We start from the raw sequence: 25,168 nt of genomic DNA on the forward strand, positions 1-25,168 counted from the left end.
TCCTCAGTGTACATTTTCATCCACTATATACGTTGTTATAAGAACTATATCAGCTTTCCGATCATCAAAAAGGCGTTTTTCCCCGCAGCAGGCCAAGGGAAAGACGCCCATACAAATTTCATGGATAGTCTTAACACCTCCCTATCTTCCGTAGGTAATGCAGTGCTGTTGAAACAGGCAGGTCTCCTGGCTGGCGGAATCAGCATCCTGCAGCAGGTCTTCCCGGCAGTGGTGAGCCAGTGACATAAGCAGCTGAGGACTATCCGTTACAGTGGCGGGACCGCACCGGCTTTTCACCGGATTTCCCTTTTAAGCCTGCCGGTTCTTCGTGTGATCCCGGCAAGCACCTGTCTCCCTTTATGGACTTATTGATGGTTATGTGTTGCTGTTGTTGCCATCATACTGAATCACCTGCTGCGGTGCAATCCATTCCGGATAAATCAGCTATACGCATTCCCTATAGCCGATGTAATTCAGGTGCCGCAAGAAGGCAGATAAGCCATAAACAGAAGGAATAAGATTCCAAAAGCCTTATAAGCTAAATCTATAATTAGCACACCACAAAAAAGGCTGCACCCTCCCTTTGGGAAGGTGCAGCCTTTTGAAGAAACAAAATTTAGAACCAGATCAGGTAAACCACACCTGCGAGCACAATCCGGTAGATGGCGAACGGCAGCAGCTTGATCCGGTTGATCAGCTTGAGGAAAAACCGCATGGACACCAGCGCGAACACAAATGCGCTGATAAACCCAACGATAAAAAACGGCAGGGCATCCATTGTGAAGTACTCCCAGTTTTTGACCAGTGAAATCAGGCTTGCCCCGGCCATAATCGGAACTGCCATGATAAAGGTAAAGTCAGCGGCGGCACGGTGGCTCATTCCCAGCAGCACGCCGCCGGAGATGGTTGACCCGGAGCGTGAGAAGCCCGGCCACAATGAGATACACTGGATCAGACCCACGGACAGCGCCTGCTTGTATGTAATTTGATCCACAGTCTCAATTTTCGCTTTCTTCGGCGCAAACCGGTCGGCAATAATCATAAAAATAGCTCCGACTACAAGACCGATAAGCACAGTTGACGTTGAGAACAGATGCTCATCGATGTAATCCTCGAATAAGAGTCCCAGCACACCGGCAGGAATAAGTCCGACAATAACCTGTGCCAGCTTCAGGCGGCCCTGCGTCTCTTCCTTAGGCAGTCCGTCCGGTACAGCTGCGAGCTCCTTGCTGCTGAAGCGTTTGAGGCCCAGCAGATCAATGAACCGGTTACGGAAGATTACAACAACCGCGAGGATCGAGCCCAGCTGAATGACGACTTTGAAGGTATTGGCTGCATACTTGCCCAGGAACTCCTGCGATTTGAGCCACATATCATCCACGATAATCATATGCCCTGTCGAGGACACCGGAGCAAACTCCGTCAGTCCTTCGACAATTCCCAGAATAATGGCTTTAATAATAGTGAGCAGATCCATGTTTCTCCCCCTTGTTATAGCCGCAGCCATCGCTGCGGTATTAAATCATCTGTATTATAACTTGAATAACAGGTTTATTCCGCATTATTCGCAGTTTTGGCATCCCGCTGCCGTTTGCGGAAATACAGAAAACCGAACAATACGAGCGCCGCTGCAATCAATACATACACAACATTGGAGTACGCGTCCATGTAAACGGCAATGTCTTCCCAGGATTCGCCCAGCGCAGCGCCGAGCAGCACCAGCAGAACGTTCCAGCCCAGTGTACCGATCGTTGTGAACAGCATGAACAAACCAAATTTCATCCCCGACATTCCCGCCGGTATTGAGATCAGACTGCGCACCAGAGGAATCATCCGGCAGAACAGCACCGTCCAGTATCCGTACTTGTCAAACCAGGCGTCCGCCTTGCGGATATCGCTTTTTTTGATCCGGATGATGCCGCCCCAGCGGTCAACAATTTTCTCCAGCCGGCTCACATCCAGCATGCGGCCAATCCAGTAAAGGATGACTGCCCCCACCAGGGACCCCAGCGTCGAAGCAATCAGTACACCCGGGATGGTTAAATCGGAGGTTGTAGTCATAAATCCGCCGAACGGAAGAATGACCTCTGAAGGAATCGGCGGAAAAATATTTTCCAGAGCGAGCATCAGAAATATACCGATATAACCAAACTGCTCCATAAAATCAGTAATCCATGTTTTCATACTTAACCCTCCGCATTTCAAATCAGATTTTTCTTCAGGTTGCGCAAATAACGGCTGCGTATAAAAAAGAAGTAAAGGCCCTGAGCCGCCAGATACCCCAGCAGAACCGCCCCTGTCTCGTAGGCAATCGACAGATAGAACAGCCGCTGCAGGGCAATAAAAGCAAACAGGCTGTGCAGAACAGCAAGTCCTACCGGTACAAAAAACAGTAAGGCCAGCTGCAGCGTCACCGTCCGGTCCAGCTCCTTGTCGGTCAGGCCCATTTTGAAAAGAGTGGAATACTGTAGGCGGTCATGATCCAGATCCATATAGAGCCGGAAATACAGGAAGCTGCCTGCTGCGATAAAAAAGATTGTGCCGACCAGCAGCGAAGCAAACAGCATGGTGTTGTACAGAGTCCGCTGGATTTCAAACACTGTGCCGCTGATGACAACCGCATAGGGAGCATTTTTTTCGTAGGACATCTTGCCATTGTCAGCAAGCTCTGAAGCAACCCCCACCGTTTGCGGAAAATGATCCACATAGAATCCGGTATATACATCGCTCTGCACCGGGACAATCTCGCTGAACAGCCTGTCGCTGACGACCAGTCCGCTGAAATCTCCGCCGTCCTTGCCGTCCAGCTCCGGCAGGAGATACTCGGCAACCGGCACGTGTTCCGTGTAGCCAACCTCCTGAAGCTTTACTCCCCGGGTCAGCGTATAAGCCGCTAGCACCCGGTCCGTTGTCAGACTGCGGTCCCGCTGGGAGCCGATCATAACAAGCCCCTCATTCTCCTGCAGAGCCTGCTCACGGGAAGTGAAATCCGCATACTGCAGTGCCAGCCTGTAATCGCTGTAGGCCATCAGGGGAAGGCGCTCCGTCCGGTCCGGCCCGGTCTGTGAGTCTACCTGCGCATATTTGATCGGAATGGAAAGTTCCTTGTAATGCAGACCCAGTTGTGCCAGCTCAGCCCGTATTCCGCGCAAATGCTGCTCTGCAGCAGCGCTTGGATAACCCCCTTTGGCCACATACCCGACAGCTGCCGGATAATCAAGCTGCAGTTCCCTGGAGAGCGTGTGTATAGAGGCAAACACCCCTACCGAGGTAAAGGAGACTGCCGAGACAATCGTCACCATAAAGAACATCCGCCCGTTGTCCTTCCAGCGGTAAGACAATCCGGAGAAGGTGACCATGCGCGTCCGGCGCCAATAGAACCGGCGGAGCTTTTTTATATACTTCACAACAAAAATACTGAGCTGAGTGTAGAACAAATAGGTACCTGTAACCGTAATGGCCACCACCGGCAGCATCATCCGCTCCACAGAAGCCGCTGTAGTCCCGGCGGCGAGAACGTACCCTCCGGCGAGCAGCACTGCCGAGACCCCTGCAAGAAGTCCCGACACCCGGGGCTCAGCATCGCCCTTGCGTCCTCCCTGGAACAGGCCCCGCAGCGACTCATTGCCGATAAAGGCAAAGGTAGAGAACGAGATCAGCATGAACAGCAGCACGAAGCTGCAGATGGTGAGCACCGGAGCATGCCAGGACAGATAGAAATCCAGCGGCTGGATACCCAGAAAGCCTGAGCCGATCATCAGAAACAGCTTGCCCAGCAGCAGCCCGAGCAGCGTGCCCGTCAGAATCGCGGAGCTGCCGATCATCATATTTTCCAGAAACACCATGCTGTTCAATTGGCGCTTGGTCATTCCATGCATCAGCAGGATGCCGAACTCCAGCTTGCGCGACTGCAGAAAGGAGCCGACCGACACCAGCACGAACAGGGAACAAAAAACGAAAATGATTGCCTCGGCAGCCATCATGGTGTTCGCCGCAGTCCCGAGAATCATGTCCCGGGAGATATCCGGATGAAAGATGAAGAGCGCGCACAGGAAGAAAATCATCACGGAAAACGCACTGCTTACAAAATAGGCGGCGTATTTGCGCTTGTTCCGCGAGACATTCCTATAAGCGAACTGCCGAAAGGTCATGGCTGGCTCCTCCCAGCAGCGACAGCATGTCGATGATGTTCTGGAAGAAGGCCGCCCGGCTGCTGCCCCGGTACATCTCATTGTAGAAACGCCCGTCTTTGATAAAAATCACCCGGTGGCAAAAGCTCGCCGCCACCGCATCATGTGTGACCATCAGCACGGTGGCCCCTTCCGCTTCATTCACCTCGGCCAGAAGCGTCATAATTTCGCCTGCCGCTTTGGAATCCAGACTGCCGGTCGGCTCATCTGCCAGAATCAGCGCCGGACGGTGAATCATCGCCCGGGCAATCGCCACCCGCTGCATCTGGCCGCCGGATATTTCATTGGTCCGCTTATGCAGCAGGGATTTAAGCCCGAGACGTTCTGCCGCTTCTGCCAGTCTCTGCTCCATTTCCGCCAGAGGAAGGCCGGCAAGGGTCAGGGGCAGCACAATATTCTCTTCTACAGTCAGCGTATCCAGCAGATTGAAATGCTGAAAGACGAAGCCCAGCTCCTTGCGGCGGAACAGCGCCTTCTCTGTGCGTCCCAGTTGATTGGGATTAACCCCATTAATCATGACCTCGCCTGATGTAGGTTCATCTATAGTTGCAATAACGTTAAGCAGCGTAGTTTTCCCGCTGCCTGACGGGCCCATAATACCGACAAACTCTCCTTTTTCCACGGCAAAACGGATGTGGTTCAGCGCGTGAATCGATACCTTGCCCTCGTATATTCTGGATAAATTATGTACATCTACTATGGGCAAGTGCTTCCGCTCCTTTTGCCTGGATTATTTTCATTATACAAACAGTAAACAACGGCCGCTATTTCTGAAACTTACAGCCACCTTACAGTATTGTAAGCCGGACTGTATTGACAGAGCCTAATTCGTTAACACCCGGTAAACAGGGCGTGTTGACAGGAGGGTTTGAACTGCTTATATTTATATGCATGAGCATGCATTTATTTTTATACTCAGCTACATACAGCATGCCCTTTCCCAACATAAATAAGAGGAGCGATATACATGAAAGATCTGTTCACACCTTATGAACTAAAAGATTTAAAGCTGAAAAACCGCGTGGTTATGCCGCCAATGTGCCAGTACTCGGTCAGCAGCAAGGATGGAATCGCTACAGACTGGCACTATAATCACTATGTAAGCCGGGCTGTCGGCGGAACCGGGCTGATCATTGTGGAAATGACCGATGTTGAACCGGACGGCCGGATTACCGATTATGACCTCGGCATCTGGTCCGATGAGCATATTCCTGCCCTGGCGCGAATTGTGGATGCCTGCCATGCGCACGGTGCCAAGATGGGCATTCAAATCGGCCATGCCGGACGCAAAGCCGAAGACGCAGAGGTTCCGGTATCCTCCTCTTCTGTTCCGTTCAACGCCCAGTCCAAGACGCCGCGGGAATTGACCACTGCTGAAGTGAAGGACATGGTCAACAAATTCCGCCTGGGTGTAAAACGGGCTGTGCAAGCCGGCTTTGATGTTATTGAGCTGCACGGGGCACACGGATATCTGATCCACCAGTTCCACTCCCCGCTGACCAACCTCCGAACGGATGAATACGGCCAGGATCTCACCCTGTTCGGCAGAGAAGTCATTGCTGCTGCGAAGAGTGAAATGCCTGAAGGCATGCCGCTGATCATGCGGATCTCCGCGCAGGAATACGTCGAGGGCGGCTACGGAATTAAGGAAAGCGTGGAATTCAGCAAAGCTTACAAGGAAGCAGGAGCCGACATTTTCCACATCAGTGCAGGCGGTGAAGGAGACATCGCTGCAGCAGGCAGACCGGGAACACATGCCGCATATCAGGTTCCGCTGGCCCGGGCCATCAAAGAGCAGCTGGATGTTCCGGTCATTGCGGTAGGCCGCCTGGATGATGCTGTCCTTGCGAATGCTGTAATCGGTAATGAAGAAGCGGACCTCGTAGCTGTCGGACGGGGCATGCTGCGCAATCCGTACTGGACGCTGGAAGCAGGCGCAGAGCTTGGTAAAAACCCCGGACTTCCGCAGCAGTACGAAGCCGGTTTTCCAAGAATCAGAGGTTAAGCCGGGAAGCAGTCAGGAGAGGAATTGGGAGATGAACAAATCAAATGCTGAAGACCTGATAACCAGCTGGTTATCCTTCACTCATATACAGATGAATGTAGCTAACGAACTTGAAGCGAGGCTTCAGGAGAATTATCAGCTGTCTCTAAAAGAATTTTATCTGCTGCTCTTTCTGTCCGAGGCACCGGAGAAAAAGCTGAAGCTGCAGCAGCTGGAGTCCATGGTCGGTCTCAGCCAGAGCGCTGTATCGCGGCTTGTCAGCCGTTTTGAGGCCAAGGGCTGCGGTGCGCTTGAGCGTAAATCCTGTGACAGTGACCGCAGAAGCATCTATACCTCGCTCACGGCTATAGGCCAGGCCAAGGTAGACAAGGCCAAGGTTACAGTAAATGAGGTTCTCGCCCAGGCCTTTCCGCTGGCTGAAGCGGAGGAGCTGCTTGGACAGCTGCAGGGTCTGAAGCAGAAATAGCACAGCAAAAAGCTGTCGTCCTTACATGGGCGGCAGCTTTTTATATGGGGCATGAACCCGGCCCCCTGTCTCCGCATACAACTGTACAAAAGAACGATGAGGTGGAATCCCGTGATGATCTTTTCAATTATGCAGCTGGCCGGCGGCCTTATTCTTTCACTTGGCTGGATTCCGCAGATTGTGCAGATTCTACGAACCCGGTCTGTCGCAGACTTAAGCCTGAAATCGTATCTGCTGATGCTTCTGGGAATCGGTCTTATGGAGGCCTATGCGATTGATCTGGCTAGAACCGGCGCCGGCCTCGCCTTTTTGATTACGAACACAATGTCCCTATCTGTTGTAGCCACTGTTATTATACTGATCCTGCGGTACCGTTCGGGAAGCAAGAGCTGACCAAGACCCGCCTGAACCGGTCAAAAAATTATCCGCACTGCCGTACCCTTCCCCACCTCAGAGGTAATCTCCACTTCATGCCCCAGCTTGCCGCAAATTTGCCGCACCAGATACAGCCCCATCCCTGTGGATTCCTGAAAACTCCGGCCGTTCACACCGGTAAAATACGCATCGAACACACGCGGCAGGTCTCCAGCCGGAATGCCCACGCCCTCGTCACGGACCTCCAGCACCGCTCTGCCCTGTGCGTTCAGGTATCCGTGAAAATAAACCATCCGCCCCTCCTCCACCGTGTACCGCAGCGCATTGGTAATCAGCTGGGTCAGCACAAACGACAGCCATTTCTCATCTGAAGTGATGGTTATGCCGCTCTCTACGGATATCGACGGAAATACGCGCTTGCGGATGAACAGCCGCTTCTGTTCCGAAGTTACACTGCGCACAACGGCCATGAGCTCAAGCTGCTCTACATAAAAATCATGTTCAAACGTATCGAGGCGGGCGGTGTAGAGCACCGTATCCAGCCCTTTTTTCAGCCGGTCCAGCTCATCGCCGATAGCCGTAAAATGCGGTCCGTCCTTGTCCTGGATAATCAGATGAATGACCGACAGCGGAGTCTTCATGCCATGCACCCACTGGTTGATAAAATGGATATGCTCCTCCAGCTTATGGCGGTAGCTGTGCAGGTCATTCTGGTAGAGCCTGAACTGCCGGGCCAGCAGTCTGCTCAGACTCTCTGCCAGAGGCGACCCCTGTGCAGGACCGCCGGATTCCTCAAGTGTTGCCGGCGTGCTTTCCAGCCGCTCATAGAAGGATCTGTTAGTAAGATAACGGAAGGCAAGATAACCGAGCAGGAGAACGGTACTCAGCAGACCGGCATATATACTGACATTCAGCCCGCTGCCGCCGTCCAGCCGGTATACGAGCGTGATGATCAGCAGCTGTGCGAAATAAACGGCAATCAGCGGTGTCTGTTCACGGATAAATAACTTCACCTACTCATCTCCCCAATTGGCGTTTAACCGGTACCCCTGGCCGCGCACAGTCTGCAGTCCGTCCTGTATGTCCAGCGCACCCAGCTTTTTGCGCACACGGGTAACATAGACATTCAGCGTGTTATCATCGACAAACGCCTGGTCATCCCAGATTTTCTCCAGCAGCCGGTCGCGGGTGACGATGACTCCCTCTTTTTTCATCAGCTCATCGAGAATTTTGGCTTCCGTGTGGCTGAGATCGATCTTTATGCTGCCGCGGGACAAGACCAGGCGCTCTACATCCAGCATCAGGCCGGACACGGTAAGGCTACGCTCATTGCTGCCTCCGGCATAAGAGCCGTAGGCGCGGCGGAGATGGCTTTTGATTTTGGCCATGGCAATCTCATAATCAAACGGCTTGGTGATATAATCATCCGCCCCGTTCTCCAGGGCCATCACCTGGTCCATTTTGCCGTCACGGGCAGAGATGAACAGCACCGGACAGGTTGAAATCCCGCGGATCTGGCGGCACCAGTAATACCCGTCGAATTTGGGCAGGTTGACATCCAGCAGTACCAGATGCGGGGCGAAGTCTTCAAACTGGGCTTTTACCGTCTCAAAATCACTCACCGCCCGTGTCTCATAGCCAAACTTATGTAAATAATCCTGAAGCAGAGTGACCAGCCCCCGGTCATCTTCAATAATAAAAATTTTAAACATATCATTCCTCCGGTTATATCCCAGCAAGCTAAGGGTTTGCCCATAATATATACAGTCCCTGCGGGGGAGTCAAATCTAGAGTATAATTTAGCCAGCAGTCTTAAAGAGGTGAAATGCTGGAGAGCAATCCTGCCTGGCAGGAGAAAGTCCGCCGCCGATGTTTCTGCTTATTGCTGCAGACAGGAGCTGACGGACGGCAATCCGGTAATCTGCAGCCGCATTTAAATAGAGGCTGTCCCATAAGTAGATATTCTACTGGTAGTGACAGGCTCATCTCTTTTCAAAAGCTAAAATTGAAGCAGAGCAGCGATTCTCCTGTTATTGGAGAATCGCTGCTCTGCGTTTTTGGTCATTTTCAGCTTGTTTCAATAGATTGTGGGCGAGCGAAAGCCAACCGACCTCGAGTGTCACTTTTTCCATGCCGCGAAGTAGAAAACGCCGGAACCCCCGGTTGTTCTTCAGTTGTCCAAATACGCTTTCCGGCTCCGTCATTCGACGTACAGCCAAGAGGTACCCTTCCTCGCTTTGCAGTCGTTCCTGAGCTTGCTTCTGGTACCGTAAGCGCTCCAAGCTCACCACGACTTCCCGATTTCCACTTGCTAAGATTTCGGTGCTCTCTTTGCGGAAATGCAGCGTCTGTCCGGCCAGGCATGTCCAGTGGTCCTTTGTTTCGTCGTACGTCCAGTTTTCTATCTTTCCGGCATTTGTTTTCCATGCTTTGCTCTTTTCCTCGTGGTAGCTACCGTACTTCACCACCGCCTGCATCTCTTCCTTTTCCAGATAGGCGTAGTTTTCCTCGCTGCCGTAACCTGCATCCGCATTGACCGTCTTTGGCCGTTTTCCGAGGAGTTGTTGCGCTTTTTCCATATGCGGCTGTAAACAGCGGAAGTCGGTGGGTCTTTGGTGTAGGCTGTAGGCTAAAATAAATTGGTTTTCGGTACCGATTTGCACATTGTATCCCGGTTTCAACTGGCCATTTCGCATGTGGTCTTCTTTCATCCGCATAAACGTTGCATCTGGATCGGTCTTGCTGAAACTGCTTCCGGTCACCAAGGAGCTTTTGGTATTGTTCGTACTTCAGCAGCCGGGGAAGCAAATCCTTACGCAGCTTCCGGACGGCTTTTTTCAGGGGCTTGTCTTTGGGTTTTTCCAGGAGCTTTGACTCCAACGCCTGAGTCATTCGTTCGAGTTTCTCACTGCTAATCTCGCTGGACTCGCCAAGTTCGCTCAGGCCCTGGCCGCAGTGTTCCTGTTCTTCTTGTTTTTCTGCGGCCTCTATGCCGGCAAACAAGGCATGTACATTTTCTTGGAGCTTGGCCTTATGCTTATAAACTGCTTTGCCCCAAACAAAGGTGTAGCGGTTGGCCTTGGCCCCCATCTTGGTCCCATCCACAAAGTAATGCTCCAGGGACACGTGTTTTTCGTCAGCCAGAAACTGAAGCACGGCGGTAAATACCGTTTCCAGAACACTCCTCAGCCGCTGGGAACGGAAGCGATTCAGGGTGCGGAAGTCGGGGCGTTGCCGTCCGGCCAGCCACATGAAAGGGATGTTCTCCCGCACGGCTTTAGCGATTTGACGAGACGGATAGATCCGCTGAGTATAAGCGTAAATAATGACTTTGGTAAGCATCTTAGGGTGGTAGCTGTCGCGGCCACCACCGGGATAGGCCGCGTCAAAGATGGTGTCGTCCAGCCGCTCTACTGCAGCATTCACGACACGGGCAAGGTGGTTGCCCTGGAATATCTTCTTCCAGTTCCATTGGCAAGCAAAGTTGGTCCATGGTATATTGGATGTACAAAGAAATCGCTCCTTTTTGAGATGGTTGGGTGGTACCTCCATTTTACTAAAAGGGCGATTTTTTGTTGTTTTTTCAAAAAGAATTTAGATCCAATTCCCACTTAAACAGTGGAGAGAACGGACTGATTGTGGAAAAGCGGCAGCGGTCGCCTTGGTCTCCGGATTTTCACCGCTAAGGGGAATAAAAAAAATCTGGAGAGCACAGCGATTGGAACAACGGTCCGTTCGCGGAGCGTCCACCCAAGTGAACACGTACATCCTACTCCAAACCAAGGGCCGTCCCAAGCAGCCATTTCATGGCTTTTGGGACAGCCCCGTTTTATGCTGAAGGCTGTTCTGTACAAATCCCTGGATAGAAAAGTCATTGGTTCCATTTATACAGAACATTTTATTATACCCCGGGATAAAGGAGCTTCCGCTTACTTCCCGTCCAGCAAGTTGCCGAGGCCGCCAAGGATGCTGCCCTCTTCCTTGCGTCCGGAGCCTCTGGCTGCGGACAAAATGCGGTCAGCCATCCGGCTGAACGGAAGCGACTGCACCCAGATTTTACCCGGCCCGCGCAGTGTGGCGAAGAAGAGGCCCTCACCGCCGAACAAAGCGGTCTTTACGCCTTTTACCATCTCAATGTTGTAATCTACCGAAGAGGTCATGGCCACCAGACAGCCGGTATCCAGCCTGACGGTTTCTCCCTGCTGCAGGGTCCGCTCCATGACATACCCCCCGGAGTGAACAAAGGCGAGTCCGTCCCCCTCCAGCTTCTGCATAATAAAACCTTCACCGCCGAAGAAGCCTGCGCCCAGCCGGCGCTGGAACTCAATTCCCACGGATACGCCCTTGGCTGCGCAGAGGAAGGAATCCTTCTGACAGATAATTTTGCCGTAATACTGCTGCAGGTCAAGCGGAATAATTTTGCCCGGATAAGGTGCTGCAAAGGTCACGCTCTTCCGGTCATATCTGCCGCTGTGGGTGAAAACCGTCATGAACAGACTCTCACCGGTCAGCAGGCGTTTGCCTGCGCCCATCAGCTTGCCCATCAGTCCGCCGCCGCCTCTTGAATCTCCGCTCCCGTCGCCAAAGATCGTCTCCATCGTGATCTCCGGGTCCATCATCATAAAGCTCCCGGCTTCGGCAATTACACTTTCTCCGGGATCCAGCTGGACCTCCACACACTGTATTTCTTCCCCCATAATCCGGTAATCGATTTCGTGAGCGCTCATTTACCTTATCCCCCTATACATTATTCCTGCCTGTACCCGTTGTCTGATTGAATGAGATATATACGGGCTTTGAAAAGGCGTGGTTTCAGACGGTTATACATTTTTTAAAAGAGCGTCATTAACATAAAAAAGGCCAGCCGGATAATATATCCGCTGGACCTTTCAACATAATCCCCGCTGCACGGGGTTAACTTTGCGCTATTCACATTACTGTACCATCCTGCGGCTTGCTTAGTGCAGGCTGAATCTTCGGCGCTTTGCTCAGCTTAGATCTGCCCAAAGAGGTTGTTAAGGTAATCACATAGCCGGCTATGACTACAGCCATTACCGTATACAGCGTCTCTTTGAGAGGCATGTAGAAGAGCGAAAGCCCAAGCACGATAACATCCATCAGGATGAAGACCGTACCCACCTTGATTCCTTTCCATTCACTGATCAGCAGCGACAAAATGTCGTCACCGCCGCTCGCCCCGCCGCCGCGCAGGACCATTCCCGCTCCTAGACCTGTCAGTACACCGGACAACAATGCCGCAACCGGCAAGTTATCCTGTAAGTCGATGACCCATCCGGAATACTGCTCCATCAGTCCGTAGAACAGCGTAAAGGCCGCTACAGAGATGAAGGTGTTCACTACGAACGCTCTTCCTTTGAATATCATGGCGATTAAGAGTACTGGAATGTCTAAGATTAGAATTGTAAGTGATGGTGAAATTCCTAATACGTATTTACCGAGCAGTGACAGGCCGACAAACCCGCCCTCGGTCAAATGGTTCTGATAATTGATGTGATAATAAGTAAATGCTAGCAGCAAAGTTCCGGACAAAATAACAATGAGTCTGAGCAGCATATTCATGCTGCCATCTTCTTTCCTCATACAGGTCTCCCCTTATCGTAAATGGCGGCTTAGACGTCCCACCAACCTCTACGACGGGTTGAACCAGAGGAGTTGCTCCTTCGCATACAATACTCCCTTCCCACGCAGAGGCGGTTTCGTCATCTGACAACGGTACACGCACCTTCTACAGGGAAGCTAAGTATAAGACAGATCATAACGTTTCCAAATCGTCCTTTGGGGAATCGTCCTTCGGGGACACATGGTATCCTGATCCTTTCTTTAGTTTGATAACTTCTGAATTGATTATACCACGCGGAGCACCCTCCCTAAACATTTTTTCAGAAAAAAAGGTGTAAGCCCTCATTGATTCCGCAGCAGCCGGTTAACCGTCTCGCGCCGGACACCGATTAATTGCCCGATTTCTTCCTGTGTCAGCAGATCTGTCAGCTGTGCGCCATAGGAGTATTCATTAAGCCAGCGGGTCAGCAGATCCATCCGCTCGCCCGGTGTGCCTACCGTGAGGTGATCGATCCGCGTCTGCATAAACCGTACCTTTTCCTGAAGCAAGAGCGCGATCTCCATCACTTTATCCGGATTTTCACGCAGCTCGCGGTACCATTCTGCAGCCGGAAGCACCTCTACCTCGCTTCTCATCATGGCCACTGCTGTTCCATGCGCCTCCTTTGGCGAAATGAGTGAATGATGGGGAACCGTCTCTCCGGGATACAAAAGGTTAAATAATACCATGTTCCCGTTCTCATGCAGCCTTGTTACCTTAAACAGCCCGCTTTTCACCTTATATAAATAATCGCAGCTGTCTCCCTGGCGGAACAAGGCCTCCCCTTTGTGCAGAATCATTTCGCTCTCTCCTTTGCGTTCTTTATATATATATTTTTGATTATACAGAAATACGCATCCAATTTGGGAGATTATGCAGCAAAAATTACGTCTGACCCTCCATGACCCAAAAAGACCCCCTGCCCGATGGAGTCGGACAGAAGGTCTGGAGCCTTGAACCTGAGGCACTTGGCTAAATATACAGTTGCTATTATTGTGTCTTCAGCGGCTTTTTCCACAATCCGAGTGTCAGTCCGGAGATGACTGCACCGATCAGGACAGCCAGCAGGAACAGCAGGGCATTGCTGGACAAAGCGGCTACAAATATCCCGCCGTGAGGCGCAGGAACGTTAATGTTCCACAGCTGGGTCAGGCCGCCGGCAACGGCAGAGCCGATAATGCAGGAGGTCAGGACACGCAGCGGATCAGCGGCAGCGAAAGGAATAGCGCCTTCTGTAATAAAGGACAATCCCAGAACATAGTTCGTAACCCCGGATTTGCGGTCGGTCTCCGAGAATTTATTCTTGAAGAACGTTGTGGCAAGCGCAATCGCGAGCGGAGGCACCATACCTCCGGCCATAACGGCTGCCATCATGAGACCGTTGGTGTTGCCGCTGGAGGTGAATACTCCGATAGCAAAGGTATATGCTGCTTTGTTGAAAGGCCCGCCCATATCGATGGCCATCATTCCGCCGAGAACCAGTCCAAGCAGAACCTTATTTCCTGTACCAAGGTTATTCAGCCCGTCAATCAGCCCCAGGTTAATCGAGCTGAACACCGGATCGAACAGGTAGTACATAATGGAACCGGTAATCAGAAGGCCGAACACAGGATACAGCAGGATCGGCTTCAAGCCGTCAAGCGTGCGCGGCAGGCCTGCGAAGACTTTGCGCAGGAGAACAATAACATAACCGGCCAGGAAACCTGCAGCAAGCCCGCCAAGGAAACCTGCATTGGAATTCAGGGCCATAAAGCCGCCGACCATACCCGGCATCAGGGCAGGGCGGTCACCAATACTGAGTGCAATAAAACCGGCCAGAATCGGAATCAGGAAATGGAATGCACCGGTACCGCCGCCGATCGTCTGCAGCAGCTGGAACAGCGGATGATCTTCACCCGCTACCTGCTCAATCAGGAAGGAGATCGCCAGCAGAATCCCTCCGCCGACAACAAACGGCAGCATGTGGGAAATACCGCTCATCAGATCCTTGTAGATCTTGCTGCCGATGCTTCCGGATTTCTCTGCAGGAGCATCGCCGCTGCTCTTGCCTTCACTGCGGTAAATCGGAGCATCTCCGTTCATTGCCTTCGTAATCAGTTCTTCAGTCTTGCGGATGCCGTCGCTGACCGGTCTTTGCAGTACCGGTTTGCCGGCGAAACGGGCCATTTCCACGTTTTTATCAGCAGCGATGATAACACCGCTGGCACGGCGGATTTCATCTGCGGTCAGCACATTCTGTGCACCTTCAGAGCCGTTCGTCTCTACGCGGATATTAACTCCCATTTCCAGCGCCTTTTTCTTAAGGGCATCTTCTGCCATAAAGGTATGCGCGATCCCTGTAGGACAGGCTGTAACAGCAACGACAAAGCTTTGTGAATCCGGATTGCCGACGATCACGCGTTCAGGCTCGGCTTTGGCAGCTGCAGCCGCTTTCCGCTCCTCTTTCTCCTTCGCCTTGGCTTCCTCTTCCGCCTGCTTGCTGTCAAATAACGCACTAACTTCATCAGGCGTAGCGGCATTCATCAGCTTCTCAATGAACTCGCTTTCAATGAGCAATCTTGACAAAGCGGCCAACGTGCGCAGATGCATATTGCCCGCGCCGTCCGGGGCGGCAATCATAAAGAATAATTTGGCCGGCTCATCATCGAGTGAGGCAAAATCGACCCCGGTTCTGCTCTTGGCAAATACAACTGTGGCTTCCTTAACCGCAGTGGTCTTGGCATGCGGCATGGCAATCCCGCCGCCGATGCCTGTGCTGGACTGTTCTTCACGGGCCAGAATCTTTTCTTTGAACAGCTTCTTGTCTGTAATTCTGCCGCTTGCCGCCAGACTCGCGATCAGTTCATCAATCGCCGCTTCCTTGGTCGTAGCCTGCAGATCCATAATCATTGTTTCTTTTATCATAAGATCTGTAATTCTCATAAATCTCAACTCCCCGGGTTCCTTTAGGATTATGCCTGTCTATAGTTGTGTTACCTGAATGACGGAGCGGAGCTGCTCAATGAATGGCCTTGCCGCCAAATCATCCGAGAAGGCTGTAGCACTTCCAGAAGCCACCCCGGCGCGGAAAGCTTCCTGTACATCTCCGGTGGCTGACAATGTGCCTACAAAACCTGCGATCATGGAATCGCCTGCGCCTACAGAGTTCTTTACTTGGCCTGACGGAGCGTTCGCGTAATATACAGCTTGCTCCGTAATGAACAGCGCGCCATCTCCGGCCATAGAAACCAGTACATGTCTGGCTCCCGCCTCCAGCAGCTTGCGTCCGTAAGTAATAATCTCTTCACGGGTATTAATCGTGACTCCGAACAATTCCGCCAGCTCATGGTGATTAGGCTTCACCAGCAGCGGCCCATGAACCAGAGCCTGCTGCAGAGGCTTGCCTGTCGTATCAATGACGAATTCTGCCTCCCGCTGCTTGCATACAGCAATCAGCCTGTCATAGAAGTTTTTGCCGAGTGACGGCGGAATACTGCCGGACAAGACGACAATATCACCCTTCTGCAGAGCTTCCAGCTTGTGAATAAGTGCGATTGCTTCAGTGTCCGAAATTTCCGGACCGGCTCCGTTAATTTCCGTCTCTTCACCGGACTTGAGCTTAATATTGATTCGGGTATCGCCGTTTACAGTTACGAAATCACTGGAGATTCCTTCTTCGGCCAGCCAGTCCTTAATGTAACGTCCGGTAAAACCGCCTAGAAAGCCGGTAGCAATATTCCCGATTTCCAGCTGGTTAAGCACACGTGATACATTGATACCCTTGCCGCCGGGAAGCTTTAAATCACGGTTCATCCGGTTCAGGCCGCCCAGTCTAAAGTCCTCAACTTCCACGATATAGTCAATGGAAGGATTAAGTGTTACTGTGTAGATCATGTTCATCCCTCATTATTGTGTATTACCGGCCCCTTAGGCCAAGGTGTGGTCTATATCCATACGCTGAAGCTCCTGAATGAATCTCTCCGGCGTATCCGTATCGAGTATATAATGATCAATCTCCTGCAGATCAGCTACTTTGGCAAAGGATACCTGGCCGATTTTGCTGTGGTCTGCCACGAGGATGGCCTGCTTGGCGACGGATATCATTTTGCGCTTGGTTGCGGCTTCCAGCATGTTAGGCGTTGTTATGCCTTCGTAAAGATCCAGCCCGTTGGTTCCCAGAAAAGCCTTGTCCACCCGGACCATCTCCAAAGAACGCTCTGTCATCGGACCGACAAAGGCCATCGTATCCGGCCGCAGCATCCCGCCTGTGATGGACACTTCCAAATTGCGGCAGTCCTTCAGCTCATTCAGGGCCATAATCGAATTGGTGATGATCTTCAGATTGGAAAACTGCTTAAGCTCTCTGGCAATCTGCAGAGTGGTTGTGCCTCCGTCAAGCAGAATCGCATCTCCTTCATCGATCAACCGGACCGCTTCGCGGGCAATCCGCAGCTTCTCTTCCGAGAAATGCTCTTCCTTATCCGATACAGCGGCCTCAAAGCTTACACTTTGCAGGGACACTGCACCGCCATGGGTACGCTTCAGCAGCCGCGCTTCCTCCAGCTCCTTGAGATCCCGCCGCACTGTAGATTCCGATACACCCAGCTGCCTGCTGAGCTCCTGAACCGATCCGCGGGTATGCTTCTCAACATACTGCACGATGCTCCGCTTTCGCTCTTCTTCAAACAGCACAGGAATTCACTCCTAACTGTACTTGCAATTTAGATGATTTGTTACGATCAAAATTGATTATTATTGATCATTTGTGCTCATTTATGATTGTAACAGCGTTTTCATACGCTGTAAAGTGTATTTTTGCAGTTCCCTGCTCATTTTTGCTCATTTAGTATTGCCATCTATTCTTAGATCATCCGCTTTCTCGAAATAAGCTCCTGATCGCCTATCTCATCTTGACAGCTTCGTACATATCTATACTACATACGGGAAAAAGCGGGTGAAGATGGATGGCCTATAACTACAGCCGCGGATCGGGAAAACGGAACAGCAGCGGCAGACAATACCGTAACAACAGCACAACCGGCAGCAGTCCGGTTGAAACCGAAGAGCTAAGCGCGGAAGATCTTGAGATCATCGCCGCCGGACTGTCGACGCTGGGTGAATTCTTCGGTTTTCTCGCCCTGCTTAAAGCGAGGGAAGTAACCAAAAGTACGGGCGGCCAGGTTGACGTTGACCCTGTTCTGTTCATCCAGTCCAGAAAAAAAGCGGCCAGACGTAAATCCCGCCGGCCGCGTTAAACTGCATCATCATTTACGATTCCAGAGGGATCGCATGATGCTGCTCAAATATGGTATTTACTCTGTCCGGGTCCTCTTCTTCTTCCAAAGTTACAAGGACGATAATATGCTCTTTAGCGGCATGCCCGGCATACTTCTGTGCATCCTCTTCCGGAATTCCGCTGCTGATCAGACTGACTACCAGCCCGTCCCCCTCAATGTCAGCTCCTGCCAGCTTGCGCGCTGCCGGCCCTGCCGCCACAGCGCTGTCAGCCACCATATCCAGTCCTACGCCAAGGCCTCTTGCTGTGCCGAACAAGCCTCCATTACCGGCTCCGGCTTCTGTATTTCCAATGCCTGTATCTTCACTGAGGATTTCCAGTGTATTTTTCTGCTTCGTTACAGCGGAAATATTCTTTTTATGGATTCCGTTCTCCTTCAGGGCCTCTATGGCAAGCGAGGCGTCGCTCCGGTGCCCAAAAATACCTACTATCATCGTAGTCATATCTGATCGCCTCCTGTTATTGCGATATTAACCGCCTCCACTGCAGCTTAAACCGGGCAGGGCCTGCCGCTGCCGGAAGGCTGTGAATCATTCTCTAGCATTTCGGTTATAAAGATAGAATCAGGATGCTATAGACCCGCTATGCAACTAATGAAATCATCCGTCGTATTGTATTCCTGATGCTGTTACATAAACATATTTGAATAGGATAGGGGGATGCCGCACTGTGCAACAAAGCAAGTATTTTCGGACAAGCCTGGCCATTATCGCTTTCTTGACGATTCTGTATCTGGGCTCCAAAGTCATCTTTCTGTTCAGGCCGCTGCTGGCCATCATTAATCTGCTGATCGTGCCGATGATGCTGTCAGGCTTCATGTATTATCTCCTGCGGCCCGTTGTCAAATTTATGGAGAAGAAAAAGATTCCGCGTGCACTGGCTATATTGCTGATATACCTCGTCATTGCCGGATTATTCGTACTGTTCTGGATCCTGGTCTGGCCGACACTCCGGGAGCAGATCCAAAATTTTATCGACAACACCCCATACCTGGTCCAAGGGCTGCAGAACCAGTTCACACAGCTGCAGAATGATCCTTCCCTGTCACGTTTTTTCCAGGGGGATACTAATCTGACTGCACGGATTTCGGATTATGTGAACGACGCCATTGCCTGGGTCACCAACTCCTTTACCAATTTGATCGGGGTGGTATCCAGCATTGTAGTTGTCATCGCTACATTGCCGATTATTCTCTATTACATGCTTAAGGATGGACACAAGCTGTCCCCTATCCTGCAGGGCCTGATTCCCAAAAAGTTCCGCAAGGAAGGCCAGGAAATGTTCAAAGAAATCGACGGTGCGCTCAGCAGCTTTATCGTTACCCGTGTGCTCCTGAATGTGGTGCTGGGAATCATGCTGTACATCGGCTTTCTCATTATCGGACTGCCGTACGCGCTGCTGCTGGCCCTCATTTCCATACCGCTGAATTTCATTCCCTATGTAGGTTCCCTGCTGGCGTCTGTACCGGTGGTAATTGTAGGCTTTATCGAATCACCGTCTATGGCGGTCTGGTCTGTGGTCATTATTCTGGTGGCCCAGCAGATTCAGGATAATGTGCTCTCACCGATTATTTACGGGAAATCACTGGATGTGCATCCACTGACGACAGTGGTCATTGTCCTTGTCGGAGGCGATTTCTTCGGACTTATCGGTGTATTGATTGCTCTTCCTGTCTATATGATTGTCAAAATCATTTTCCTGCGGATCTATGAGATTATCGTCACCGAACGGGAGGATGAAGTTAAAGTCATTAAAGAGGAGCAGCTCTAGCACTACGAACGCTGTAACTGAATAAAACGACAACGGCTGCGCCTCCTTGATCAGGATGGCGCAGCCGTTGTTGCTTGATCTATTATCCCTCTAAGTCAGCCCCGCAGGGAACGGACTACAAAAATATGTGTACCCTTCATCAGATTCTGCCCGTTCTGAAGCGTAACGGATCCCTTGGTATGTGAAATGATCGTTGTGTTGTAGGCAACCAGCTGATCACCTTTCCATACCGTTACCGCTGATTTAAAATATACGGCATTGTCAAACTGCAGCCGCTCCCGCATAACATATCCGACGGAGTGGAGTACCGGGGGCAAGGCCCTTTCCTTGGGGGCCAAAGCTTTGATAAATACAATATCGCGAAAAGGTACCGCTATCTCCTGATGGCCGATGACGGCCACCGAGGCCGCAAGATCCCATCTGCGCAGCACCCCCTTCAAAATCGTGTAGGGCTCTGCACCGCAATACATAATAACCGGTTTGCCAACCCAATGCTTCATTGCCCCACCCCTTCCTCTGCGTCCATAACACCTGTTAAATACCAGGTATGGACCAATCTATTTGTTCAAGACCGTGCGACTCCAGATACTGGTTCGCTCTGGAAAACGGACGGCTGCCAAGAAAGCCGCGGTGAGCAGAGAACGGGCTCGGATGAGGCGACTCAATGACCAAATGCCTGGCTCTGTCAATAAAAGCCCCTTTTTGCTGCGCATGACTGCCCCACAAAATAAACACCATCGGTTCAGTCCGCTCATTCAGCTTCTCCATAATCGCATCCGTAAATGTCTCCCAGCCCAGTCCCTTGTGTGAGTTAGGCTGGCCTTCACGGACAGTCAACACTGCATTCAGCATCAGTACACCCTCCTGGGCCCAATGCAGAAGATAACCATGATTAGGCGGCGTTAATCCGAGATCATCATGCAGCTCTGTATAAATATTGCGGAGTGAAGGCGGAATCCGCACCCCGGGCTTCACCGAGAAGCTGAGTCCATGGGCTTGTCCCGCGCCGTGATAAGGATCCTGTCCCAGAATGACCACCCGCGTGCTGTTATATGGCGTCAGCTTAAGTGCCGAGAACAGCAGATCTTTGGGCGGGTACACTGTAAATTGCTTATATTCATGCGCCAGTGCATAGCGCAGCTCGTTGAAATAGGGCTTCTGCGTCTCCTCCTGCAGCACCTCGTCCCAATCGTTGCCGAACATCCCCATTCTCCTTCCCCAACTTGCCTGTAATTATCATTCTTTACCTATAATTAACCATTATATAAGGCTTGTCCCCGCAAGCCTTATAACCGGAGTTTGTTCAGAGATTAGGCGGGAGGCTTACTTCCGTCCGTAATCCGCTTTGATCTCTCCCCATTCCTTGGTCTGCCATTTCAGTACCTTGTTGCTGTAAGTATTGTTCTCCAGCCATTGCTCCGCACGGTCAATCAGGGTCCAGATTTCCGCAGTGGAAGCATCACGCGGAAGGGTTGTAGCAACCTTTTTCTGTTTGACCCATTTCATGGCATTGACAGAATCGCTATACACTGTCTTGCTGCTGCCTTCCTTCTTCAGCAGTGCAAGCGCGTGGACAATGGCCAGAAACTCCCCGAGATTATTCGTCCCCTTCTTAATAGGCCCGCAAGAGAAGATAATATCGCCAGTCTGCGTATCTACTCCCTTATACTCGACAGGTCCGGGATTGCCCCGTGTACCTACATCGACAGAAATACTGTCATAATCAATTTCTGCAGATGTCTCTACAGAGGCGCTTCGTCCCTTGTAGCTTGACGCTTTGGCTTTGCCTGCACCGGATGCGGCCGCTCCCGTACCCCAGTTGCCTTTCCAGCCTGCCTTGTATGCAGCATCTGCCGCCGCTTTGGATTCGTAGGATTTATATTTTGCACCTGTGTAGTGGTCAGTCTGGGCCTGACACTCCGCCCAGGTACTGTAAACTCCCGGCTGTTTGCCTTCCCATACCACATAATATTTTTGCTTAGCCACGGATACAGCCCCTTCTGCACGCAAATAAATTCATCAGAAGAATATTGTAATCCAAATGACGGGCATATTGGAAGTCCATTTATCATGACAGCCCGCTGCCGCAGCAATTCTCAGGATAATCCGGCCGACATGCGTTCATACTACACAGAGGTTATTCATCCGTCACACCGCTAAAATTGTACAGTTTCAGCCTACGGACTGGCGGATATTGTGCCGCTCCCCTATGAAGCTATTTTACCATCCGCAAAACGCTTGGCACCTAAAGATATTGCTTTACACATTTAAAAGGAGGCCTACACCATGAGGAAGGCTGCCGGCTTTGCCGCTGCATTGCTTCTGGCTCTGCTGGCCGGATGCGCCAGCTCTACCGATGCCGATAACGCAAACTCCAATCCGTCTGCGTACGGAGGCATCAATACTGCCGGGACAACAGATGAGGTCACTTTTGCTCCAGCAGTAAACAACAACCTGGATTTTAAAAAAGCGGTCGGGAAGAATGGCACCTGGGTAGTCTCCATGCTGAACGACCTGACGTTCACAGAGGAACTGGTGGTGGAAGGCAATTTCACCAACAGGGAACAGCCGGCACGTAAAATCGCCCTCTATTCACAGGATGCGGAACATAATATCGCCGAATCATTCATATTAACTGCTCCAAAAATGACGATCAGAAGTGAAAACACACAGCTTCAGGGCGGGATTTTTACAGGGAATGTCTATGTGGAGGCTAACGGGTTCAGTGTTGTAAATGCTACTATAAACGGCAATGTATATTTTGCAAACGAACAGTACCAGTCTACCTTCAGTACGGCCAATCAGGGCATTGTGAGCGGCGTTGCTAAAGTGAAAAAATAACATAGTATGTAACAGGTGCTCATGGGCGGCGGAATCCGCCGGCGGGCACCTTTTTTGCCATGGAAGGACAGCGTTCCCCATATTTCATAAAAATGCTGCAAAGTATTGATTCTCCTATGTTTGAGGAACTGGAAATCAGTTTAATGTAGGGCTGAGCAGGATCGTAACTTGCCTAGGAGGATGATGCTTCAATGTTCAAACGCATGGATGAAATCATGATTGAGATTCCTGAAGTCGAGAAGCCGGACCCCAATGCTGCCGCAGCCGTACAGGAACTGCTTGGCGGTAAATTCGGGGAGATGTCAACGCTCAATAACTATCTCTTTCAATCCTTCAATTTCCGCTCCAAAGAAAAACTGAAGCCTTTCTATGATCTCGTAATGAGTATTACAGCCGAAGAGCTGGGGCATGTCGAACTGGTATCCCACGCAGTCAACAAATGTCTCAAAGGCTCAACAGCGTACAAGGAGCCTGACGCAAACCCGCTGGAATCAGTCAAAGATGCCCGTTTGTCCTACCATTACCTTGCCGGGGCGCAAGGTGCCATGCCGTTTGACTCCATGGGTAATCCATGGACCGGAGCTTATGTCTTCAACAGCGGGAATCTCGTTGAGGATCTGCTCCACAACTTCTTCCTGGAATGCGGTGCCAGAACGCACAAGATGAAAGTCTATGAAATGACGGATCATCCTGCTGCGCGGGCCGTTGTAGGCTTCCTGCTCGTCCGTGGCGGCGTCCATGTCGTTGCTTATGCCAAAGCGCTGGAAATGGCCACAGGCGTTAATGTAACCAAGCTGGTTCCGATCCCTTCCCTGAGCAATAAAGCCTTTACAGAAGCCCATAAATATGAGGAAAAAGGCGTGCATACAAAGCTCTATACCTGGAGCGATAAAGATTTCAACGCCATTGACCAGATCTGGAAAGGCACGCATCCGGAGGACGGACTGCCGCTCGAAGTCATTCAGGGTGCTCCCAAAGGCGTACCGATTCCTGAAGCGCCTGAGGTCAAAGAGGAGTTTGCGCCGGGAATTTCCGCAGAGGAATTCAAAGAAATCGCCAAACGCCTGAAAATGGCCGGAAATATCAAGGACTAAAAAGAATTAATCCGGGATATTCGCGGATGCATATATAAGCAAGATGGCCCTTTGAGAAGCTCAAGGGCTATTTTTTGTCTTTATTGATATCCGCCGGCTGCTTCCGGCAGCTCCAGAAACTCCGGCTTAGCGGCGATCCGACTCCAAATATAGCTTCTCAGCTCCTTCAGCTTCAGCGCATCGCCAGTAATCTCGCAATTCTGTTCCGACCACTCCAGCTGGTGCTGTTCCCCCGCGGACCGGATGACCCAGTGCTCCTCTTCGAACGGTGTTTGTTCACATCTTTTTCACCAATCTCCAGCTGCAGGTCGCCTAATACATTAATATCCCGCATACGTGCATAGATCTCCGTCAGCTCGTCTTGGGTCAGGGTGAGATTAGCGGTTGCCGTGCCGTTGCTCACCAAATCCTTGGTAACCGTATGCTCGAAAGTGTTGACCTCGTTTTTGCCCTTAACTCCAAAGCGTACAGAGAATGCAAAATCCTCCGGCATCTCTAAGGGCATCCCCACAGCCGTTTCGGCGGAGGAAGGGGAAGGTTGGGTGGTGAGCTGAGCGGTGGAGTCGGTGATGGGCTGGGCGGTGAGGTCGGCGGTGGACTGGGCGGTGGGGTGAGCGATGGGCTGGGCGGTGAAGTGAGCGGTGGACTGGGCGGTGGGGTGAGCGGTGGGGTGAACGGTGGACTGGGCGGTGGACTGGGCAGTGAGCTGGGTGATGGAGTCGGTAGAATGAGTGGTGTCCCCCTTCTCTCCATTCTCCATTCCGCATCCGGCCAGGAGTAGCAAAGCGAACGATAACCGCAGTATGTTAAAACAGAACGGCCGTTTTTGCATGTTAATTCCTCCTTCTGATATATCGTCTTCACAGCAAGCAGCCGCTACTTTTTTAACGGACCGTACTTCCGCTATTTCCGCAATTTTGCGCCTTTTACTATTCTAACGGACTCCACAGCCCTTATTTGCTCTCCAGTAACTTTTTTTCAAGCACAGATCAGTAAATAAGGGACCTGAGGTCCGTTAGCTTCTCAAAAGCCTGTTTTCTCCGGGAATAACGCCCTCTCGGTCCGTTAGAATGGCCGGCTGCACTGAACACTGCGGAGTCGAGGTGATTTGGAGCGATACACGGAATTCAGCGGGACTTTTCCCGTTGATTTCGTGAATTTGGAGCGGCACGCAGAATTCTGCGGGACTTTTCCCGTTGATTTCGTGAATTTGGAGCGGCGCACAGAATTCAGCGGGACTTTTCCCGTTGATTTCGTGAATTTGGAGCGGCGCACAGAATTCAGTGGGACTTTTCCCGTTGATTTCGTGAATTTGTAGCGGCACACGGAAATGAGCGGGACTTTTCCCGTTGATTTCGTGAATTTAGAGCGGCGCACAGAATTCTGCGGGACTTTTCCCGTTGATTTCGTTAATCCGGAGCGGCACGCAGAATTCTGCGGGACTTTTCCCGTTGATTTCGTGAATTTGGAGCGGCGCACAGAATTCTGCGGGACTTTTCCCGTTGATTTCGTGAATTTAGAGCGGCACGCAG

The 25,168-nt window shown here is 51.4% G+C and carries 24 protein-coding genes, 1 pseudogene and 1 riboswitch; of the genes and pseudogenes, 7 read left to right on the forward strand and 18 right to left on the reverse strand.

What is annotated here, in order from left to right; translation table 11 throughout:
* Positions 1 to 159 precede the first annotated feature (159 nt).
* Positions 160 to 366, reverse strand: a riboswitch (cobalamin riboswitch).
* Positions 367 to 616: 250 nt separating this feature from the next.
* The 4 genes from C2I18_RS02940 to C2I18_RS02955 all read right to left on the reverse strand — a co-directional run bounded on the left by C2I18_RS02940 (position 617) and on the right by C2I18_RS02955 (position 4,896).
* Entirely contained in the window at positions 617 to 1,477 is an 861-nt protein-coding gene (locus C2I18_RS02940; protein WP_249899799.1) for an undecaprenyl-diphosphate phosphatase, read from the reverse strand.
* Between the two features lie 74 nt (positions 1,478 to 1,551).
* Positions 1,552 to 2,184, reverse strand: coding sequence for a DedA family protein (locus C2I18_RS02945; protein WP_249899800.1), 633 nt, complete (start codon positions 2,182 to 2,184; stop codon positions 1,552 to 1,554).
* A gap of 17 nt (positions 2,185 to 2,201) precedes the next feature.
* Positions 2,202 to 4,151: an ABC transporter permease gene (locus C2I18_RS02950; RefSeq protein ID WP_249899801.1), complete on the reverse strand. Its 1,950-nt coding sequence runs from the start codon at positions 4,149 to 4,151 to the stop codon at positions 2,202 to 2,204.
* A complete protein-coding gene (locus tag C2I18_RS02955) occupies positions 4,126 to 4,896 on the reverse strand; it encodes an ABC transporter ATP-binding protein (RefSeq protein WP_249899802.1) in 771 nt (256 codons plus the stop codon). Before C2I18_RS02955 ends, C2I18_RS02950 begins: the two co-directional genes overlap by 26 nt.
* Before the next feature lie 261 nt (positions 4,897 to 5,157).
* Here C2I18_RS02955 and C2I18_RS02960 point away from each other — a divergent pair, with 261 nt between their 5' ends.
* From C2I18_RS02960 to C2I18_RS02970, 3 genes are all read left to right on the forward strand, one after another.
* On the forward strand, positions 5,158 to 6,195 hold the full coding sequence (locus C2I18_RS02960) for an NADH:flavin oxidoreductase/NADH oxidase (RefSeq protein WP_249899803.1): 1,038 nt from the start codon (positions 5,158 to 5,160) through the stop codon (positions 6,193 to 6,195).
* A 31-nt stretch (positions 6,196 to 6,226) separates the two neighbouring features.
* On the forward strand, positions 6,227 to 6,661 hold the full coding sequence (locus tag C2I18_RS02965) for a MarR family winged helix-turn-helix transcriptional regulator (protein WP_249899804.1): 435 nt from the start codon (positions 6,227 to 6,229) through the stop codon (positions 6,659 to 6,661).
* Positions 6,662 to 6,775: 114 nt separating this feature from the next.
* On the forward strand, positions 6,776 to 7,054 hold the full coding sequence (locus tag C2I18_RS02970; RefSeq protein WP_249899805.1) for a PQ-loop domain-containing transporter: 279 nt from the start codon (positions 6,776 to 6,778) through the stop codon (positions 7,052 to 7,054).
* A gap of 20 nt (positions 7,055 to 7,074) precedes the next feature.
* Here C2I18_RS02970 and C2I18_RS02975 read toward each other — a convergent pair whose 3' ends face one another.
* The 9 genes and pseudogenes from C2I18_RS02975 to C2I18_RS03015 all read right to left on the reverse strand — a co-directional run bounded on the left by C2I18_RS02975 (position 7,075) and on the right by C2I18_RS03015 (position 17,327).
* Positions 7,075 to 8,049, reverse strand: coding sequence for a sensor histidine kinase (locus C2I18_RS02975; RefSeq protein WP_249899806.1), 975 nt, complete (start codon positions 8,047 to 8,049; stop codon positions 7,075 to 7,077).
* Positions 8,050 to 8,748: a response regulator transcription factor gene (locus tag C2I18_RS02980; RefSeq protein WP_249899807.1), complete on the reverse strand. Its 699-nt coding sequence runs from the start codon at positions 8,746 to 8,748 to the stop codon at positions 8,050 to 8,052.
* Between the two features lie 318 nt (positions 8,749 to 9,066).
* Positions 9,067 to 10,547, reverse strand: a pseudogene (locus tag C2I18_RS29775) (IS1182 family transposase).
* A 418-nt stretch (positions 10,548 to 10,965) separates the two neighbouring features.
* Positions 10,966 to 11,763 carry a TIGR00266 family protein gene (locus tag C2I18_RS02990; protein WP_249899808.1) on the reverse strand — a complete coding sequence of 266 codons (798 nt, stop codon included), beginning with the start codon at positions 11,761 to 11,763 and terminating at the stop codon, positions 10,966 to 10,968.
* A 202-nt stretch (positions 11,764 to 11,965) separates the two neighbouring features.
* Entirely contained in the window at positions 11,966 to 12,637 is a 672-nt protein-coding gene (locus C2I18_RS02995; RefSeq protein ID WP_249899809.1) for a YitT family protein, read from the reverse strand.
* A gap of 321 nt (positions 12,638 to 12,958) precedes the next feature.
* Positions 12,959 to 13,456: a Crp/Fnr family transcriptional regulator gene (locus C2I18_RS03000; protein ID WP_249899810.1), complete on the reverse strand. Its 498-nt coding sequence runs from the start codon at positions 13,454 to 13,456 to the stop codon at positions 12,959 to 12,961.
* A gap of 190 nt (positions 13,457 to 13,646) precedes the next feature.
* Positions 13,647 to 15,578: a PTS fructose transporter subunit IIABC gene (locus tag C2I18_RS03005; RefSeq protein WP_249899811.1), complete on the reverse strand. Its 1,932-nt coding sequence runs from the start codon at positions 15,576 to 15,578 to the stop codon at positions 13,647 to 13,649.
* 39 nt (positions 15,579 to 15,617) lie between these two features.
* Positions 15,618 to 16,529: a 1-phosphofructokinase gene (pfkB, locus tag C2I18_RS03010; protein WP_249899812.1), complete on the reverse strand. Its 912-nt coding sequence runs from the start codon at positions 16,527 to 16,529 to the stop codon at positions 15,618 to 15,620.
* Positions 16,530 to 16,562: 33 nt separating this feature from the next.
* Positions 16,563 to 17,327 carry a DeoR/GlpR family DNA-binding transcription regulator gene (locus C2I18_RS03015; protein WP_342760329.1) on the reverse strand — a complete coding sequence of 255 codons (765 nt, stop codon included), beginning with the start codon at positions 17,325 to 17,327 and terminating at the stop codon, positions 16,563 to 16,565.
* Between the two features lie 272 nt (positions 17,328 to 17,599).
* Between C2I18_RS03015 and C2I18_RS03020 the strand changes: the two genes are divergently transcribed.
* Entirely contained in the window at positions 17,600 to 17,890 is a 291-nt protein-coding gene (locus C2I18_RS03020; protein WP_249899813.1) for a hypothetical protein, read from the forward strand.
* Positions 17,891 to 17,903: 13 nt separating this feature from the next.
* On the opposite strand, the gene C2I18_RS03025 is transcribed toward C2I18_RS03020, so the two are convergent.
* Positions 17,904 to 18,374 carry a general stress protein gene (locus tag C2I18_RS03025; protein ID WP_249899814.1) on the reverse strand — a complete coding sequence of 157 codons (471 nt, stop codon included), beginning with the start codon at positions 18,372 to 18,374 and terminating at the stop codon, positions 17,904 to 17,906.
* A 226-nt stretch (positions 18,375 to 18,600) separates the two neighbouring features.
* On the opposite strand from C2I18_RS03025, the gene C2I18_RS03030 reads away from it, so the two are divergent.
* A complete protein-coding gene (locus tag C2I18_RS03030) occupies positions 18,601 to 19,701 on the forward strand; it encodes an AI-2E family transporter (protein WP_249899815.1) in 1,101 nt (366 codons plus the stop codon).
* A gap of 95 nt (positions 19,702 to 19,796) precedes the next feature.
* Here the strand turns inward: C2I18_RS03030 and C2I18_RS03035 are convergent, their stop codons facing one another.
* From C2I18_RS03035 to rnhA, 3 genes are all read right to left on the reverse strand, one after another.
* Positions 19,797 to 20,201 carry a hypothetical protein gene (locus tag C2I18_RS03035; RefSeq protein WP_249899816.1) on the reverse strand — a complete coding sequence of 135 codons (405 nt, stop codon included), beginning with the start codon at positions 20,199 to 20,201 and terminating at the stop codon, positions 19,797 to 19,799.
* Between the two features lie 34 nt (positions 20,202 to 20,235).
* On the reverse strand, positions 20,236 to 20,904 hold the full coding sequence (gene ung, locus C2I18_RS03040; RefSeq protein WP_249899817.1) for a uracil-DNA glycosylase: 669 nt from the start codon (positions 20,902 to 20,904) through the stop codon (positions 20,236 to 20,238).
* A gap of 120 nt (positions 20,905 to 21,024) precedes the next feature.
* Positions 21,025 to 21,687 (reverse strand): ribonuclease H, encoded by a 663-nt coding sequence (gene rnhA, locus C2I18_RS03045; protein ID WP_249899818.1) that lies wholly within the window; start codon positions 21,685 to 21,687, stop codon positions 21,025 to 21,027.
* Positions 21,688 to 21,987: 300 nt separating this feature from the next.
* Here rnhA and C2I18_RS03050 point away from each other — a divergent pair, with 300 nt between their 5' ends.
* A complete protein-coding gene (locus C2I18_RS03050) occupies positions 21,988 to 22,542 on the forward strand; it encodes a hypothetical protein (protein ID WP_249899819.1) in 555 nt (184 codons plus the stop codon).
* A 191-nt stretch (positions 22,543 to 22,733) separates the two neighbouring features.
* The gene (locus C2I18_RS03055) at positions 22,734 to 23,636 is read left to right on the forward strand and encodes a manganese catalase family protein (RefSeq protein WP_249899820.1); all 903 of its coding nucleotides are present in this window, start codon (positions 22,734 to 22,736) and stop codon (positions 23,634 to 23,636) included.
* A 172-nt stretch (positions 23,637 to 23,808) separates the two neighbouring features.
* Here C2I18_RS03055 and C2I18_RS03060 read toward each other — a convergent pair whose 3' ends face one another.
* Entirely contained in the window at positions 23,809 to 24,468 is a 660-nt protein-coding gene (locus tag C2I18_RS03060) for a PT domain-containing protein (protein WP_249899821.1), read from the reverse strand.
* Between the last annotated feature and the right edge of the window lie 700 nt (positions 24,469 to 25,168).

This window comes from Paenibacillus sp. PK3_47 (genome assembly GCF_023520895.1).
Taxonomy (GTDB): domain Bacteria; phylum Bacillota; class Bacilli; order Paenibacillales; family Paenibacillaceae; genus Paenibacillus_AQ.

Coding starts and splice junctions, on each gene's coding strand:
- C2I18_RS02940 (WP_249899799.1), bottom strand. CDS start 1,477: ATGGATCTGCTCACTATTATTAAAGCCATTATTCTGGGAATTGTCGAA.
- C2I18_RS02945 (WP_249899800.1), bottom strand. CDS start 2,184: ATGAAAACATGGATTACTGATTTTATGGAGCAGTTTGGTTATATCGGT.
- C2I18_RS02950 (WP_249899801.1), bottom strand. CDS start 4,151: ATGACCTTTCGGCAGTTCGCTTATAGGAATGTCTCGCGGAACAAGCGC.
- C2I18_RS02960 (WP_249899803.1), top strand. CDS start 5,158: ATGAAAGATCTGTTCACACCTTATGAACTAAAAGATTTAAAGCTGAAA.
- C2I18_RS02965 (WP_249899804.1), top strand. CDS start 6,227: ATGAACAAATCAAATGCTGAAGACCTGATAACCAGCTGGTTATCCTTC.
- C2I18_RS02970 (WP_249899805.1), top strand. CDS start 6,776: ATGATCTTTTCAATTATGCAGCTGGCCGGCGGCCTTATTCTTTCACTT.
- C2I18_RS02980 (WP_249899807.1), bottom strand. CDS start 8,748: ATGTTTAAAATTTTTATTATTGAAGATGACCGGGGGCTGGTCACTCTG.
- C2I18_RS02990 (WP_249899808.1), bottom strand. CDS start 11,763: ATGAGCGCTCACGAAATCGATTACCGGATTATGGGGGAAGAAATACAG.
- C2I18_RS02995 (WP_249899809.1), bottom strand. CDS start 12,637: ATGAGGAAAGAAGATGGCAGCATGAATATGCTGCTCAGACTCATTGTT.
- C2I18_RS03000 (WP_249899810.1), bottom strand. CDS start 13,456: ATGATTCTGCACAAAGGGGAGGCCTTGTTCCGCCAGGGAGACAGCTGC.
- C2I18_RS03005 (WP_249899811.1), bottom strand. CDS start 15,578: ATGAGAATTACAGATCTTATGATAAAAGAAACAATGATTATGGATCTG.
- pfkB (WP_249899812.1), bottom strand. CDS start 16,529: ATGATCTACACAGTAACACTTAATCCTTCCATTGACTATATCGTGGAA.
- C2I18_RS03020 (WP_249899813.1), top strand. CDS start 17,600: ATGGCCTATAACTACAGCCGCGGATCGGGAAAACGGAACAGCAGCGGC.
- C2I18_RS03025 (WP_249899814.1), bottom strand. CDS start 18,374: ATGACTACGATGATAGTAGGTATTTTTGGGCACCGGAGCGACGCCTCG.
- C2I18_RS03035 (WP_249899816.1), bottom strand. CDS start 20,201: ATGAAGCATTGGGTTGGCAAACCGGTTATTATGTATTGCGGTGCAGAG.
- ung (WP_249899817.1), bottom strand. CDS start 20,904: ATGTTCGGCAACGATTGGGACGAGGTGCTGCAGGAGGAGACGCAGAAG.
- C2I18_RS03050 (WP_249899819.1), top strand. CDS start 21,988: ATGAGGAAGGCTGCCGGCTTTGCCGCTGCATTGCTTCTGGCTCTGCTG.
- C2I18_RS03055 (WP_249899820.1), top strand. CDS start 22,734: ATGTTCAAACGCATGGATGAAATCATGATTGAGATTCCTGAAGTCGAG.
- C2I18_RS03060 (WP_249899821.1), bottom strand. CDS start 24,468: ATGCAAAAACGGCCGTTCTGTTTTAACATACTGCGGTTATCGTTCGCT.